Annotated in this window: 14 protein-coding genes and 1 pseudogene; 10 read left to right on the top strand and 5 right to left on the bottom strand. The window is 61.0% G+C overall.

Annotation, left to right across the window (positions count from 1 at the left end; all coding sequences use genetic code 11):
* Positions 1 to 1,174: pseudogene (locus GJ630_RS07045) on the top strand (molybdopterin oxidoreductase family protein); the annotation flags it as partial.
* Between the two features lie 240 nt (positions 1,175 to 1,414).
* Here the strand turns inward: GJ630_RS07045 and GJ630_RS07040 are convergent.
* Both GJ630_RS07040 and GJ630_RS07035 read right to left on the bottom strand, forming a co-directional pair.
* Positions 1,415 to 2,146 carry a creatininase family protein gene (locus GJ630_RS07040; RefSeq protein ID WP_191449618.1) on the bottom strand — a complete coding sequence of 244 codons (732 nt, stop codon included), beginning with the start codon at positions 2,144 to 2,146 and terminating at the stop codon, positions 1,415 to 1,417.
* 204 nt (positions 2,147 to 2,350) lie between these two features.
* On the bottom strand, positions 2,351 to 3,202 hold the full coding sequence (locus tag GJ630_RS07035) for a type II CAAX prenyl endopeptidase Rce1 family protein (protein ID WP_191449617.1): 852 nt from the start codon (positions 3,200 to 3,202) through the stop codon (positions 2,351 to 2,353).
* 561 nt (positions 3,203 to 3,763) lie between these two features.
* Here GJ630_RS07035 and GJ630_RS07030 point away from each other — a divergent pair.
* Together GJ630_RS07030 and GJ630_RS07025 are read left to right on the top strand one after the other, a co-directional pair.
* Entirely contained in the window at positions 3,764 to 5,065 is a 1,302-nt protein-coding gene (locus GJ630_RS07030) for a S8 family serine peptidase (protein ID WP_064289001.1), read from the top strand.
* A 63-nt stretch (positions 5,066 to 5,128) separates the two neighbouring features.
* A complete protein-coding gene (locus GJ630_RS07025; protein ID WP_014031224.1) occupies positions 5,129 to 5,746 on the top strand; it encodes a helix-turn-helix domain-containing protein in 618 nt (205 codons plus the stop codon).
* 187 nt (positions 5,747 to 5,933) lie between these two features.
* Here the strand turns inward: GJ630_RS07025 and GJ630_RS07020 are convergent, their stop codons facing one another.
* Positions 5,934 to 7,289 (bottom strand): BGTF surface domain-containing protein, encoded by a 1,356-nt coding sequence (locus tag GJ630_RS07020; RefSeq protein WP_225308140.1) that lies wholly within the window; start codon positions 7,287 to 7,289, stop codon positions 5,934 to 5,936.
* 348 nt (positions 7,290 to 7,637) lie between these two features.
* Between GJ630_RS07020 and GJ630_RS07015 the strand changes: the two genes are divergently transcribed.
* A complete protein-coding gene (locus tag GJ630_RS07015; RefSeq protein WP_191449616.1) occupies positions 7,638 to 7,913 on the top strand; it encodes a PRC-barrel domain-containing protein in 276 nt (91 codons plus the stop codon).
* 592 nt (positions 7,914 to 8,505) lie between these two features.
* Here GJ630_RS07015 and GJ630_RS07010 read toward each other — a convergent pair.
* Positions 8,506 to 9,000, bottom strand: coding sequence for a hypothetical protein (locus GJ630_RS07010; protein WP_079980861.1), 495 nt, complete (start codon positions 8,998 to 9,000; stop codon positions 8,506 to 8,508).
* A 128-nt stretch (positions 9,001 to 9,128) separates the two neighbouring features.
* On the opposite strand from GJ630_RS07010, the gene GJ630_RS07005 reads away from it, so the two are divergent.
* The 4 genes from GJ630_RS07005 (at position 9,129) to GJ630_RS06990 (ending at position 12,179) form a co-directional block, all read left to right on the top strand.
* Entirely contained in the window at positions 9,129 to 9,596 is a 468-nt protein-coding gene (locus GJ630_RS07005) for a metal-dependent transcriptional regulator (protein ID WP_014031227.1), read from the top strand.
* 263 nt (positions 9,597 to 9,859) lie between these two features.
* Positions 9,860 to 10,924 (top strand): DUF2249 domain-containing protein, encoded by a 1,065-nt coding sequence (locus GJ630_RS07000; protein WP_191449615.1) that lies wholly within the window; start codon positions 9,860 to 9,862, stop codon positions 10,922 to 10,924.
* A 76-nt stretch (positions 10,925 to 11,000) separates the two neighbouring features.
* Complete coding sequence (gene ric, locus GJ630_RS06995) at positions 11,001 to 11,711, top strand: iron-sulfur cluster repair di-iron protein (protein ID WP_191449614.1); 711 nt, start codon at positions 11,001 to 11,003, stop codon at positions 11,709 to 11,711.
* A 213-nt stretch (positions 11,712 to 11,924) separates the two neighbouring features.
* Positions 11,925 to 12,179 carry a hypothetical protein gene (locus tag GJ630_RS06990; protein ID WP_261384997.1) on the top strand — a complete coding sequence of 85 codons (255 nt, stop codon included), beginning with the start codon at positions 11,925 to 11,927 and terminating at the stop codon, positions 12,177 to 12,179.
* 73 nt (positions 12,180 to 12,252) lie between these two features.
* Here GJ630_RS06990 and GJ630_RS06985 read toward each other — a convergent pair whose 3' ends face one another.
* Positions 12,253 to 12,843: a TetR/AcrR family transcriptional regulator gene (locus tag GJ630_RS06985; protein WP_008312200.1), complete on the bottom strand. Its 591-nt coding sequence runs from the start codon at positions 12,841 to 12,843 to the stop codon at positions 12,253 to 12,255.
* 178 nt (positions 12,844 to 13,021) lie between these two features.
* Between GJ630_RS06985 and GJ630_RS06980 the strand changes: the two genes are divergently transcribed.
* Entirely contained in the window at positions 13,022 to 13,621 is a 600-nt protein-coding gene (locus GJ630_RS06980) for a TetR/AcrR family transcriptional regulator (protein ID WP_014031231.1), read from the top strand.
* Entirely contained in the window at positions 13,621 to 15,090 is a 1,470-nt protein-coding gene (locus GJ630_RS06975; RefSeq protein ID WP_014031232.1) for an MATE family efflux transporter, read from the top strand. Before GJ630_RS06980 ends, GJ630_RS06975 begins: the two co-directional genes overlap by 1 nt.
* Positions 15,091 to 15,092: the final 2 nt, after the last annotated feature.

The raw sequence follows: 15,092 nt of genomic DNA, 5'->3' as shown, positions 1-15,092 counted from the left end.
GGCCTCTCGCCGTTCCGCGGCCAGAACAACGTCCAGGGGCGGGGGCGGCGACATGGGAACCCTGCCGGGGAGTCTGCCGGGCTATCAGAACCCGGCGGACGACGAGGTCGGCGAGAAGTTCGCCGACGCGTGGGGCGAGCGACCGCCCGAGGAACCCGGGCTCAAAGTGCCGGAGATGCTCGCCGAGGCCCACGCGGGGAACCTCCGCGGTATGTACGTGGTCGGCGAGAACCCGGCGCTCTCGGAGCCAGACATCCAGCACGCCGCCGAGGCCCTGGAAGACATGGAGTTCCTCGTCGTCCAGGACATCTTCATGACCGAGACGGCGGACTACGCCGATGTGGTGCTGCCCGCAGCCACCTCGCCGGAGAAACACGGCACGTTCACCAACACTGAGCGACGCATCCAGCGGGTCCGGCCCACGTCTGAGCCGCCGGGCGAGGCCCGCCAGGACTGGGAAATCACGCAGGCGCTGGCTCGACGGCTGGGCTACGACTGGGACTACGACCACCCGCGGGAGGTCATGGACGAGATCAACTCGCTCGCGCCAATCTACGGCGGTGTCACCTACGACCGGCTCGAATCCGGCGAGGAACACGGCCTGCAGTGGCCCTGCTGGGACGAGGGCCACGAGGGCACGCCGTATCTCTATGATTACGAGGACGGCAATTTCAATTTCGAGGACGGCAAAGCCCGCTTCGTTCCGGCCGACGGCGGGCACCCCGGCGAAATTCCCGACGAGGAGTACCCGCTGACGCTCACTTCGGGTCGGGTGCTGTATCACTGGCACACGGGCCAGATCACCCGCCGCGTCGAGGGGCTGATGAGCCACGTCGGCGAGAGCTTCGTCGAAGTACATCCCGAGACGGCCGAGAAGCTCGGCATCGCCGACGGCGAGTACGTCCGCGTCGAGTCCCGGCGGGGCGATATCGTCGTCAAGGCACAGGTCACCGACCGCGTCGGCCCGGGGACGCTGTTCATCCCGATGCACTTCGCAGCTGGCGCGGTCAACAAGCTTACCGGCGAGACGTTCGACCCGACCGCCGGCATCCCCGAGTACAAAGTGTCGAGCGTCCGCGTGGAAGTCCTGGGACCGGAAACGGACGAAGCGGTGCTCCGGACGCCAGACGCCGGTGGGAAACAGATCCGGAAGCGAGGGGCGGGCGACGACTGAACCGGGGCGTCCGCTTCCAGCCAATACGTGGAATCATGAGCTGTCCCACAAGATACACCAACATATTTTGCATATACAACCATATCTGATTATGATCTAACTATAAATACTAGATTTGAACATATATTTAGCCATACTAACGACATCATAGACTTTTGACTGGGAAACGTGTGTGAACTCTGTTGAAGACTGACCAAATAGTGTGATTTTAATATAAGCTGTCTGCTCTTGGCTCAGCTCTCACTCGCGCGGTCCGGCCGGTCGGTCCGCGATCTCATCGAGGAGGTCGACGAGAGACTCGGTCGCCAGCTCCAGCAGCGTCTCCCCGCGTTCGGCGCTCCCCTCGCGCGGGTCACCGACGACACCGTTTTCGGTGAACTCGTCTGAATCGAACGCGAGGTTGACGCCGCTTTGCCACTCCCCCCAGCCGTCGCTGCCACCGGCCGCCGCCTCGTCCAGTCGGTCCTCGTGGACTGTTTCGGTATTCGTGTGCTGGAGGAGCGAGGTTTCCAGCGGCCCACCGTGGCCCATATCGGTGCTGTGGTCGCCGACCGCGTTGAACCATGTGAACGGAACGGCGAAGGCCTCGTCGTGGCGGGTTATCTTGCCGGACACTTCCCGCAAGGCGTCGATGTTGCCGCCGTGGCCGTTGACCAGCACCACATGGTCCCAGCCGTGGCTGGCGAGGCTCCGGACGATGTCACGGACGTAGGACCGAAACGTCGATTCGGAGGTCCACAGCGTGCCGGTGAACGCCCGGTGCTCCTCGGCGACGCCGACGGGGACTGCCGGTGCGACAACGACGTGGTCGTCGTACTGCTCGGCACCGCGTTCGGCGACCGCCTCGGCGTCGAGCGTGTCCGTCCCGAGCGGCGCGTGTGGTCCGTGTTGCTCCGTGCTCCCGACGGGAAGCAGCGCCAGGCTCGTCTCGACAGCCGCCATATCAGTCCAGGTTTCCGTCTGTAGATCCATGGTCACGTCTCTGTACGAAGCGGAAATAAAGCCCAGTCTCTCTCCGCCTGTTACGGTTGGTTGCCATCTACACAAAGTGGAACACGTACGGCCCGGACCACACCTCAACTGCGGAGCGACTGCTCATACTGCCGGCTGTAACTATTTCAAGAGATTCGCCACCCCGAAGTGGCGAGATTCTTCACAGACGTACAGCCGGCAGTATCAGTCCCCGGTCGAGGCAGGGTTGTTCCGCCGTGACCAGATCAGCGGTGTCCCGCCGGATTCGACCACCCGAACAGTCAGGTAGACAAGCGAGACGATGGCGGCATACTCGATCACACTCGCTACCAGATGTAGCTCGGTCGGGATATGCACCGATACGATTACCGGCGGCTGATTCATCGATGCATGGAACAGGGCGACGAGCCAGAGGTTGCCCGTCAGTGCGTATACGCTCCCGTAAGCGAGTCCCATGAGCGTCAGTCCGAGGAGTCTGGCTGCCAGCGTGGAACCGACGCCGTGCCCCGATGCGAGAAACCACCGCGGGAGATGAAACAGGGCAAATAGGACTGCGACGAGGCCGATACCAGCCAGCACCGCACGCCGAGTCGTCCCGCCGGCCAGCCTCGTGAATTTCTCCTGCAGGTACGTGCGAAAGAGGAGTTCTTCCGGGATCGCAGTGAACAGAAGCGAACTGAAAAGCGCCGCGAGATACAGCAGCGGGTGGGCAGCGGTTCTCGACAGCGAGGCGTCGAACCCGGAGATCCCACCCACCGCGAGGGCGACCGCGACAAGGTTGTACAGTCCCCAGAACGCGATGACCACCCCGATCACGGGTATCAGTGTGCGAACAGGCGGGAGCAGAGAGCGCGGTGAGACGGTCTCAATTCTGAGCGCACCAACGGTGAGTGCGACGAGGAAGACACCCCAGAGCATTCCCAAGACGGGCGGCGGCGATGCGCCGGGGAAGATGATCACCAGTCCGGAGAGGACGACAATTACCAGGAGGTACGCTACAACGGGAACCAACGGCCCGCTGCTGAATCTCGGCAGGCCAATATCAGGGCACAACATCCAGTCGGAATCCGATGGCCGACCCAAAATTATCTTCCATCTCGCAGTCCGGTGCAAATCCGTCGACGACGAGTACCAAGGTGTGTGAATCGGCCACAACCCACAGCTCTCGACGTTTAAAACCAGTTTTTAGTCTCTGGTAGCTTTAGTATGCTCCCGACCGACGGGGCAAACGCCGGCGACCGCCTGAGACGGTTCCCGGCTGCCAGCGCCCTCCCCGTATGCCGCCGGTTTCCACGAATCGGAATCCATCCCAGTCCGGGTGTCCACACGGCAACGGGCACACCCCGCCCTCCCCGTTGTCGACTGCTCAATTAACAGTGCGTTGGTACTACAGTTGAGACCCACACCACAGACCGAAAGTAACCATGAAACGACGTGTATGCCGGTTATACTGTTGCTATGTGAATGTACGTGCGTCGGTTTTCACAGGCGACGTGTTCTACGATATGTATCACCGAGTGGCCGGACATCTCGGTACGGCACTCGATTCCCGGGCAGTGTTCGCTGAGAGGCCGGCGCCCCACATTCCGACGGGCGTATCGCGGCAGGTGGTCAGCAGTGCGTGATCGGACTGTTCTGCTACTGGCCGTCGTCGCAATCGTATCACTCACTGGTAGCATCGCAATGCTCGCAGTGGCAGGGCCAACAGACCCCCGTCCGGATAGGGCCGATGCCGCATCAGTATCGGTGTCGGACGGAGCAGCCGGCCGGTTCGCACGTCTCCACACGGCCGGGGTCACAGGTTCGAACGTCTCGGTCGGCATCGTCGATCCGACCGGATTCGATACGGAGTCAGAAACGATTGCCGGACAGGTCACCGAAACACGGAGCTTCGGCGGTGGGTCCGTAGACGACACACGGGAGGCACACGGAACCGCGACGGCCGCCGTCGTGTCGCGGACCGCACCGGACGCCGACCTCTATCTCGCCCGGGTCGATAGCGTCGACAGTTACCGACAGGCAGTCAACTGGCTCGTTCAAGCGGATGTCGACGTGATTGTCGCACCCGTTTCGTTCTACGGGCAGCCAGGCGATGGAACCGGACCGGTCGCCCGGAGTGCGACGCGAGCGACGGAGAGTGGGTCAGTGTTCATCGCCCCAGCCGGTAATCTCGCGCAATCCCACTGGTCGGGGCAGTACACGTCCGAGGACGTAAAGAATCGGACGGTCACGTTTACCAACGGGAGTCGGGAGAATTACGTTCGAGGCGGGACCGAAATCACGGTCTGGCTCTCGTGGGACCGGGGCCATGCAGACGAGGAGTACACAGTCGAACTGTACCGGACGAACGGAACCGACTCCCGTCTCGTCGCCCGCTCACAGCCCTACCGCGGTGACGATGTACCAAACGAGCGGATCGTTGCCGACGTCAGACCCGGCGACTACTATCTCGTCGTTCGAGGGCCAGCATCGCCGACTGGCGCGCGGCTCCGGCTCGTGTCACCGACGCACGACCTCCAGCACACGACGACTCGGAACAGCATTGTGGCTCCGGGCACGGCCCGGAAAGCCATCACTGTCGGGGCGTACAACAGCCGTATCGACCAGCTCGAACCGTTCAGTTCACGAGGCCCGACAGTCGATAACCGGGTCGGCGTCGACGTCGTGGCCCCGGACAGACAGTTCGCCGCCGCAGCACCTGACGGCTTCGTCGGCTCTTCGGCCGCAGTCCCCTACGTCGGTGGCACCGCAGCCTTGCTGCTGGATGCAAACGAGTCGCTGTCCCCCCGCGAAACCGAACACCTGCTGGAACGGACCACGAGAGACGTGGGACGACCGGGACTCGACAACGGAACCGGCCACGGGGCGGTCGAGCCAGTCCGCGCGGTCCGGGCTGCACAGAACCGTACTGATGGTTAAAACTCGTTTTAACCCAGCCACAGACCTTTGAAGAGTGCCGTATCATATATCCGACAGTGACCCATGTCGAGCCCTATCGAAACGTTACAGGAGCGGACCGGGACAGCAGACGAATCACCGCGGGTACTCGGTGTTGCGGAGAACGAAACCGACGACGTTCTCGACGCGCTCGCATCGGACACCAGCCGGTCGCTGTTCCGCACGCTGTACGACGAGCCTGGAACGCCGTCCGAGATAGCGGACCGGTGTGACACGTCGGTCCAGAACGTCCACTACCACGTCTCGAATCTCGAAGACGCAGAGCTCATCGAACCGGTCGAGACGGTCTACTCCTCGAAGGGTAACGAGATGACCGTGTACGGTCCCGCAAGCGATCCGATTGTGCTCGTCGGCGATCGCGACCTGGAGCCGCGTCTCCAGCAGTCGATGGCTGATGTCGTCACTGGGCTGGGACTCATCGGCTTCGCGAGCCTCTTCGTCCAATGGGGCGCGGAGAAACTGGCGACCGCGACCGCAGGCGACGGGGTTTTGGCTCCGGCGAGTCCGAACGCAGGGCCGGTCAGTGGGACGAACGCTGTCGCTAGATTCGTTTTCGAGGTCATCGAACCGGGCCTGCTGTTTTTCTGCCTCTGTCTCACGGTGCTTGGTATAGCCGCCCTACTGGTTGACGGGCAAGCCTGAGCGAGTTCCGTAGCCGAGCCGACACTTCCGCTGCGGCGATCTGCGGGCAGGAAAGCATCGCTCACTGATCTAGCCCCAACGATAACGGTATAGTTTGGTCAATAGGGACGATCACCCTGATAGAAAAGCCGACTTGCTGTGCCCCGATACTGCTTCGAAAAGCGGCCTGCGGACGTCAGGCGAAGCGTCAGTTCATAAGAGACCGCAGGCAGATCCCCACACCAGCGATGGCGAGGATGCCACCGACGGCGAGAGCGCCGGTACCGATTCCGAAATCACCGTCCTGTGACTGCCCTGGGGCCGGCGTTTCGCCGGTAACTGAATCGACGCTGTCGGAGGACGCATCCGCAGACGAGTTGGTGCCATCAGTGATCAGTAGCGTGCCGACCGCATCGGGTTCGTCGGCCGCCTCGGTCCCGCGAAACAGCGACAATTCATAGCTCGCCGCGGCGAGTTGCGAATCGAGGGCGACCTCCGAACCGGACTCGACTGCGACGGCGTCGGCGTCCGCCGCGGTTTCGAGGGTGGGTTCGTCGTGGCCGGCCGCCGTGGTGTCGAACAGGAGGACGACACGATCATCGCCGTTCCCGTCGCGGACGGTCGCATTGATCTCGTAGTTGGTGGCCGGGCTCCCGATAGAGACAGTGGCCGCATCAGCGGTTGCGAGGACGATTGGAATCCGGCCAGTGTCGCCCTGTTGAGCCCGGGTCACCGACTCCTCGAAGCCGAATTCGGCAGTCTCCTCGACCTCGAACTCCTCGTTTGCCGTCTCGTTTGCTTCGATAACGAGCGTCCCGACAGTCGGCGAATCGTCGGTCGTGCCGTCGAACACGCGGTAGGTGTACGCGGCGGGGGCAAGCGTCGACGGGAGTTCCGGCTCTGTCGCAGTCACGGTGAGCGAGTCGCCGTCGTCCGCGACACTGAGGGTCTCCGCGTCGGTGCCGGCAGCCGCGGTGTCGAAGAGGACCAGCACCTCACCGTCCTCGTCGTCGTCGCTGACAGTCGCGTTGATCTGATAATTGACTGCCTCGCTGCCGACGGAGAGCGTTTTGTTCCCGCCATCAGTCATCGAGACCGGAATTTCAGCGGTTTCTCCCTGAGAGACCGTGACGACGTTTTCGTCCTCGTCAGTCTCTGTCGGAGTCTGGATATCCGGTACTGGGTCAGTACAGTTGCTGTCGCACTCAGCGACGGTTCCAGTACGTTCAAACAGCGTGTCACCGTCGACATGAGCGGATAGTTCGTAGGACGTGTTCGCCGGCACCGCGGACATGTCGAACTGGGCGACGAACGTCCCATTGGGCTGCACGCTGACCTGTCTTTGCTGAAGGAATGGGTTCGACGCATCAGCTGACTGGATTCTGACCGTCATCTCCGTCCCGGATTCCAGCGTGGTCTCCCCGGTGATCACCTGCTGTTCGTCTGAGTGCAGTGGAAAACTGTCCTCTGAGACCGTGGCCTGCTGCTCCGCAGCGGCCAGCCCCGGAGCCGTCGCCGTTGCGGCGATAAGCACCGCGGCCAGCGCCACCGACCGAACCCTCACAGAACCACCTCCCGCAGAGCGGGCAACTGTGCGTATATTTGCGGGCGATACTGCAGACAGTACTGGACTGCAGATGGAGGGCAATTCACTGGCATACGATTAGCAGTTACGGTGGGACTGAAAAACCGTCTGCGATAGCTTAAAACCACGTTGAACTCGGCAGTACTAATCAGCTTGGAGGGCCGGCGAGGGCGCTCTGCTGCAAACGGTCATCTCTGTTATGCCGTTTCGGCGTCGGCGATGTTCATGCCATCAACATATTCAGTCGTTTTGCAATAAGAGACGACAGGGCGTGGGAAGTTGGGGGAGATCAGTATTTTTATGGTAATTTCGGGATGAGTGACTAGTATGCGAACGGTCCTCGCAAACCAGCTCTCCAACGTCCGGGTCGTGAGTACCGATGGCCGCGAAGTCGGCACACTGCAAAACATTACGCTCGATACAGCTACGGGAGAACTTCAGACAATTGTCATCAACAGCGAAGTGCAGGAGATATTCGGCGTTGAGCGGGATTCCGACGGCGACATTCGATTGCCGGCGTCCCTCATCGAATCGAAGCGGGATCACCTGACCATTCAGCCGCCGACAGAACAAAGTGTCGGCGGCGATACTGTGGACTCGTAGGCGACCCGTCGGCTGTTCAAACGGGCCGAAACGAATGCGGTTGGTAGTTGAGTGTATCCGATTGTCGCTGGCTGATGGGGACGAGCGGCGACGGTTACAAGGTGCATTTTGCGAGTTTAGAACGCCCGTTCTGTAGTTCAAAAGCGTGCTTCCGTCGGCGTCAGTCGACAATACGAGGCTCCGCCCCAGTCGGCGGGACCCGAATCACCATCAAGAGGGTATCCCCGACCAGCCACAGCTATAGTAGCCGTTGGAAATCGTTTCAATTGTTACTATAATTCGGTAGCGGTCTGTCAATGCAGACACGAACAGGTTCGGACAAATGCTCTTTTTTACAAATAGCTGAAAGGGTCTATGGAAGTACTATCGCCTACACAGAACTATCCCGGCGTTGTCCTCGGTGTCCTCTGTGCTGGTGTCGGAGCCGTGTTGCAGGGCGTCGAAAGTAGCGTTCTATGGGGTCTTATCGGGTACTTTGTGGGCAAATCGATACAGAGTACGCTGTGGACGATTACCGGCGAACGGACCTCGTGACCCGAAGACAGTCGGCGCGAGATGCCGACTCGGCCGTGGTGGCGGTCCGTAAAGCCGACTACCCGTTTCGCTTGAAGCTGGCGGCAACCATTGCGGTCAAGACGGCGAGGACGAGCAGTTTGACAGCGACAAGGTGCCCAATCGGTGAAGCGAGCAGCGCTAGAGCGGACAACCCGATGAGGCCGGCAGTCTGGTAGACGCCGGTCACGAATACGACCGAGATAACGACGGGGAGGTGGCGGCGGAACGCGTGTGCCTGTGGTTTCAGCGCCTCACCGGCGTCGGGTCGGGACCGTACTGTCGGCAAGACGACGAAGTTGTGCCACATCGCGCCGCCGAACCACAGCGAGAACGCGCCGACGTGAGCGAGCCGGACCCCCCAGTCCACGAGTGTCGTCCCCGTTTCCACCCAAGCGAATCCAGTAAGCGAAACGAGGCTGGCGAGGAGCAGCGTGGACCGAACCGACACCGCCCGGCGAGTCGGCGAGCCGTCAGCAATACGTCTGATACCGAGCAACGAGATCGCCCCGTTTTCACCTTCTCCCGTACCCATGAGCAACCCAGTTTTAGGCACACCTAATCAAAACCCTGGGGCCGGAGATGTTCGGTCGATTTCGTACCCGAGACAGAGCGAAGGGGTTCGGGACTACACTTTCCGCAATAGCTGAGAGACCAAGAGATATGTCCTCAGAATCGCAAACAGGGTCCGCTTCGTCGCTCACGCCGTCGGTTTCCGATATCGAGCGGAGCGCAGGCCGATATCTCTTCGCCGTCTCTGTCCTCTCGGAATCTCCCACAGAGCGGGTTTCGACCGGGGAACTGCAGGAGTTCTTGAACGTGACCCCGGCCAGCGTCACGGAGATGGTGTCGAAACTCGACGAGCGGGGACTGGTGGACTACGAAAAATATCAGGGAGTGACGCTCACGGATCGCGGGGACGCTCTCGTGACGGAGGTTGGGTGGCGTTTCTGCGTCGTTTCCACCTTCTTCGAATCGGTGTTAGATACGACCCTCGACGAACAGACGGCGTTCGATATCGGCTTCCTCCTCCCGAAAAACGGTGTGTTTCGTCTCCGAAGTCATGTGGGTGGAGCCTGTCTGGGCCACTGTCCAGAGGCAGGCGGCGACGGCGAGCAGTGCGTTCCATAGACGGGGAGTGGTGTCAGCACCCGCTATCGAATCCCTCGCCGATTCGGAACCGCCCGTTCCACGTCGTCAAACAAGTCAGCGGAAGACCGTGACGGCGAACGTATTAGCGAGCGGATCCGCGGCCCGTTCTCAGTCTCGAAATGGGTACGACAGTGACGGGATACCCTGACTGGGCACCGTGCAATCGGTGGAGCGATCGGGATGCTGCCGAACCCCTTCGGGACAGGTGACATCAGTCCACTCGTGTACCATCCAGTATAGAGATGCCAAGAGAGATTCAGTTGCGAGACCAGTCGGAAGGACAACGCCGTGAACAGCTCTTCGACGTACTGTCGGGAGCCGAGATCGGTGATACCATCGAAGTCGTGGCCGACAGGGATATCGACCCCCAGCTGGTGCGCTACCAGCTGGAACAAGGCCGGTCGCTGGAGTGGGAATACGCACATCCCGACGCAGAGCCGCGAGAGCTGCAGGTGACCGTCGGCGAACCGCTCGGGGACGAGTCGCACCCCACAATCGACGTCCGTGACCTGAAGCCACAACGACGACACGAGGCGCTTCTCGATATCTTCGACGGTCTGGCGGCGGGTGACGGGTTCGTCCTCGTCAACGACCACGACCCCAAGCCGCTGTATCACGAGCTCAAATCGATGCATGGGGAGGTAATCGAGTGGGACTACGCGAGTCAGGGCGGCGGTGAATGGCGGGTCGAGATCGTCAAGACCAGCGATTCCGAGACCACCGGTGAAGACATCGTTACGCGGTACGACGTCCGCGAAATCCCCAAACAGGAGCGGCATCCGACGATCCATCACCGATACGGAATGATACCCGAGGGCGGGACGATGGAACTCATCGCCCCACACGAGCCGCGGCCCCTGCAACGGGAGTTCAGACAGCGGTACGGCGACGCGTTCGCCTGGGAGGTCGTCGAATCTGAGCCCGGCCGCTGCCGCGTCCAGATCACGAAAACTGAGAGTACAGGGGAGTTCGGTGAATCGGATACCGCTGCAGATGACGTGTCGGAAGCCCCATCTGACGACGAGTCAGTCGAGATTACCGACGAACTCGATGTCAGAGATCTCCCGCCGGCACAGCGACACGAGCAGATCTTCGAGGCGTACGCCGAGCTGGACACCGAGAGCGGATTCGTGCTGGTGAACGACCACGACCCCAAGCCGCTGTACCACCAGTTCGAGGCCGAGGCGGGCCCGGAGTTCCGCTGGACCTACCGCCAGCAGGACCCCGGTGAGTTCAGAGTCCTGATCGGAAAGGCCGAGACGACCGTCGACGAGTCAGCCGACGAAGAGACGGAGGTCCCGTTCTGACCATGGACTACGGACCCAAACGCCGAGAACAGGGGAACAGAGCGCTCCCTACAACGAACGCAAGTAACAGCTACCAATGATTGAACCAATCGATCCGGACCGACCGCTCGGCGCACTCGTCAGAGAGAACCCGGCGTTCGCTCGCGTCTTCGAAGCAGTCGGGCTCGATTTCTGCTGTGGCGGTGACCAGATGCTCCGGACAGCCTGTACCGAAGCGGACCTCGATCTCGATGCCGTCCGGGAGCAACTGGACGAGGCGCGTCGAAAAAGGGAGGAGCGCGGGGACGAATGGGAATCGATGACTGCCCTCATCGAACACGTCGTCGACAGCCACCATCAGTACCTCCGCGAGGAGCTGCCAGCCCTGGAACAACTCGCTGAGAAAGTTCGGAGCGTCCACGCGGAAGAGCATCCAGAGCTGGCGGACATCGAGCGGGAAGTCCTCGAACTGGCCGAGGAGATGAGTCAGCACACGACAGAGGAGGAACAGGACGTGTTCCCCGTCATCGAGAAGCTCGACAGCAGAGACGAACTCACAGGCGAGGAAAGAGCGCGTCTGGACGAGGCGCTCGCGGACCTCGAATCGGACCACGAAGCGACGGCCGAGCACCTCGAACGGATCACAGAGCTGAGCGACGGGTACGCGGTTCCGGACGACGCCTGTCCGAGCTATCAGAGCCTGCTCGAACGACTCGAAACACTGGAGCAGGACACACATATGCACGTCCACAAGGAGAACAACGTCCTGTTCCCGCAGGTCGAATCACGGCTTGCGGGCCAAGTCTGACGGTCAAAAGGCCGATTGGCAGCCTTTAGAGTCCTGCTCATCTCCACCCAGGATTTGTCAACTAATCATTCCGAGGTGTCGAACACGTTCGTACAAAGCATTTTCGTGTACCTGGTCGCAGTCGGGCCTGAATGTGTTTAGGTAAGCCTAAAAATGGAGGACAGACACAGCCCAGAACCCGCCCTCAGCCGTCACAGAGGAGGTGCAGTGTTCGTGATACGTGACCATATTCGGCATCTCCGTCACGTCATCGACGAACAGTCGCTGTCCATACGAGGCGTGATAACACTCGGAGCGTTGCTCTCGCTCCCGATATTCGGAACTGGTGTCCGCACCCTGGGCAGTTCCCTCGGCCTCGGTCGACTCGTCGTTCCGTTGCTAGTCCTCGCGCATATGCCGGCCGTTATCGCGCTAATCGGCCTCTGGTCGATAGGCTGTGACGTCTGTGGAACCGAGGCTTCAAGGTAACGATAGCCGGTGTCGTCAGGACTCTGTGATGCAGACACACGGTGGCTGAGCGGTGGCGGTACAAGGTGGCTGGTTACCGTAACATCGCGTCGGCGTACTCACTCGCCGTCTGTCGGGCTGTTTCGAGTTCCTCGGTGTCATCCAGCATCACGGCGCGGGTCCGGGCACCGTCGATGATCGTCAGCAGCGAACGGGTAACGTGATCCGCGTCGACGTCGCTGAACACACCCTCGTCGATCCCGTGATTGATGACCGCCTTGAGCATGTACCGAATGTACTCGTCGTTCTGTCGGAACCGGTCGCTGAACGCCTCCTTGTACGGTGCTTGACTCCGCATCTCTAACAGGGCGACCGAGAGATCGGGGTTTTCCTGGGGTTTGACGAGCAGTTCATCGAGCAAGATTTCCAGTCTGGCTTCGGGGTCCGTCGTCTCGACGTCGTGAATCGAATCGACGAACCGCTCCAGCAGATAATCGAGAAAGGCCGCAAGAAGGTCGTCTTTCGTGTCGTAGTAGTAATGCACTGCAGCCGTCGATTTGCCGTACTCGTCCGCGATCCGTTTTATCGTGAGATCGGCGTACCCGTGCTCGCGCAGCGCCCGGTAGGTCGCCTGCATTATCTCCTCGGTCTGGTCCGAGAAGGTGCGGTCCGATGGTCCAGCCATTGAGTAACGGTTTCACCTACGGTTGGATAACCGTTGTGACCCGCATAACATTGAGTACATAAATTATTAGTTAGTAAGTTTTTATCCGCCAGAATAGACGTAATCAATGCCAATCGATCACTTTGTAGATTTCAAAGCGTTTTTGACTAACTAGTTAGTAAGTTCCGTCACAGCCGCCATGGATGACGATACAGCTACCGAAATTCTCGACGCGACGTACCGCGCCCTCTGCCAGCACGGGTACGCCGCGCTCACGGTCAAAGACATCGCTGCCGAGGCAGACCGGAGCAAAGCGTCTATTCACTACTACTACGACAGCAAAGAGAACCTCTTTACCGAGTTTCTGGACTTCTTGTACGAACGATACACTGCAAAGATAACGGGCGTCGACGGGAGTACACCGCGGGAAGAACTCGATTCGCTGTTGGACACCGTTCTCACTGATGGGCGACAGACGCCCGGTCAGGAGTTCAGAACGGCAATACTCGAAATAAAGGCACAGGCCCCGTACAACGACGCCTTCCGGACACAGCTGGCCAGGTTCGATGCCGTGCTCTTCGACCGGCTGCGGGAAATCATCGCGGCCGGCGTCGAAACCGGGGAGTTCGATAGCAGGGTCGAGCCGGCCGTCGCAGCGGAGTTTCTCGTGACGGCGATTACAGGTGCCCATACCCGACACGTCGCCACAGACCGTTCGATAGACAGATTCAAAGAGACGATTACGCGATACGCTGAGACCCATCTCCTGACGGACACGCCAGCGGAGGCGACCCGCTGATGGGGATTCGAAGTCGCGTTAGTGCGCTGTTCAAGGGGCCCGAGGAGTTCGACCTCACGTCGGGTGGCATCGGGAAGCCGCTGTTTTTCCTCTCGATGCCGATCGTCATCACGAATCTCTTCCAGACCGCGTACAACCTCGCGGACACCTTCTGGCTCGGCCAGTACAGCACGGACGCGCTGGCTGCAATCAGCTTCGCGTTCCCGATGGTGTTCCTCCTCATCTCGCTCGGGATGGGGATATCCGTCGCCGGCAGCGTCCTCGTCGCGCAGTTTACCGGCGCAGGCGAGGAGCGCGACGCCGAGTACGCCGCCTCACAGACGGTCACGTTCGCCGTCATCGTCTCGTTCGTTCTCGGCATCGCGGGCTATCTCGGCGTCGATACGTTTTTGAGCCTGATGGGCGCGTCCGAAGACGTCCTCCCCATGGCGACTAGTTACATGGAGGTCATCTCACTCGGCCTGCTGTTCATGTTCGGCTTCTTCGTCTTCGTCGCGCTCATGCGGGGCTACGGCGACACGATAACGCCGATGCTCGTCATGTTCGGCTCAGTTGTGCTCAACATCATCATCGACCCGTTCCTGATATTTGGCTGGACAGTCGTCGAGAACGCGCCGCTCGTGGGAACTGTCTCGTTCCCCGAACTCGGCATCGAAGGGGCCGCCATCGCGACCGTCTTTTCCCGGGCGCTGGCGCTGGTCGTCGGGCTGGCAATTATGTTTCGAGGGAACCGCGGCGTCCAGATTCACCTCCGTGATATGGCCCCGGACCTCTCGTATCTCCGCCGTCTCGTTCGCATCGGTCTACCCGCCTCCGTCGAGGGGACGGGCCGGGCGCTATCGATGAACCTGCTGCTGGTCATCGTCGCGATGTTCCCGGATACGGTCGTCGCCGCCTACGGCATTGGAACGCGCGTGTTTTCGGTCGTCTTCCTGCCGGCTATCGCAGTCGCTCGCGGCGTCGAAACGATGACCGGCCAGAACATGGGGGCCGACAAGCCGGACCGGGCAGCGAAAGCGGCCGGCCTCGCGGCGACGGTGCTGTTCGGCGTGCTCACCCTGGCTGGCGTTCTCGTCTGGTTCACCGCCGCACCGATAGCCGACCTGTTCACGACGGACCCCGAAGTCGTCGAAATCACGACGCAGTTCCTCCGTTACGTCGCGTTGTCCTTCGGCTTCATCGGCATCATGCGGGCCTACACCGGGAGCTTCCGCGGTGCCGGGAAGACGCTCACCGCCGCGGCCATCTCCGTGCTGATGCTCGGAATCATCCGCTTCCCGATTGCGTGGTTCGCCGCTGTGCCGCTCGGCGAGACCGGCATCTGGCTGTCGTTCGCCGTCTCGAACGTCGCAGGGGCGCTCATCGCCTACGGCTGGTATCGACGCGGGACGTGGCGAGACAGCAACCTCACCGAAGCCAAGGTCGATATCGACGAAGCGGGCGTCGAGATGTCGGCTGACGGAGACTGACA

Source organism: Haloarcula sp. CBA1122 (assembly GCF_009741785.1).
GTDB lineage: Archaea > Halobacteriota > Halobacteria > Halobacteriales > Haloarculaceae > Haloarcula > Haloarcula hispanica.
This window is presented reverse-complemented; position numbering and strand designations above follow the sequence as displayed.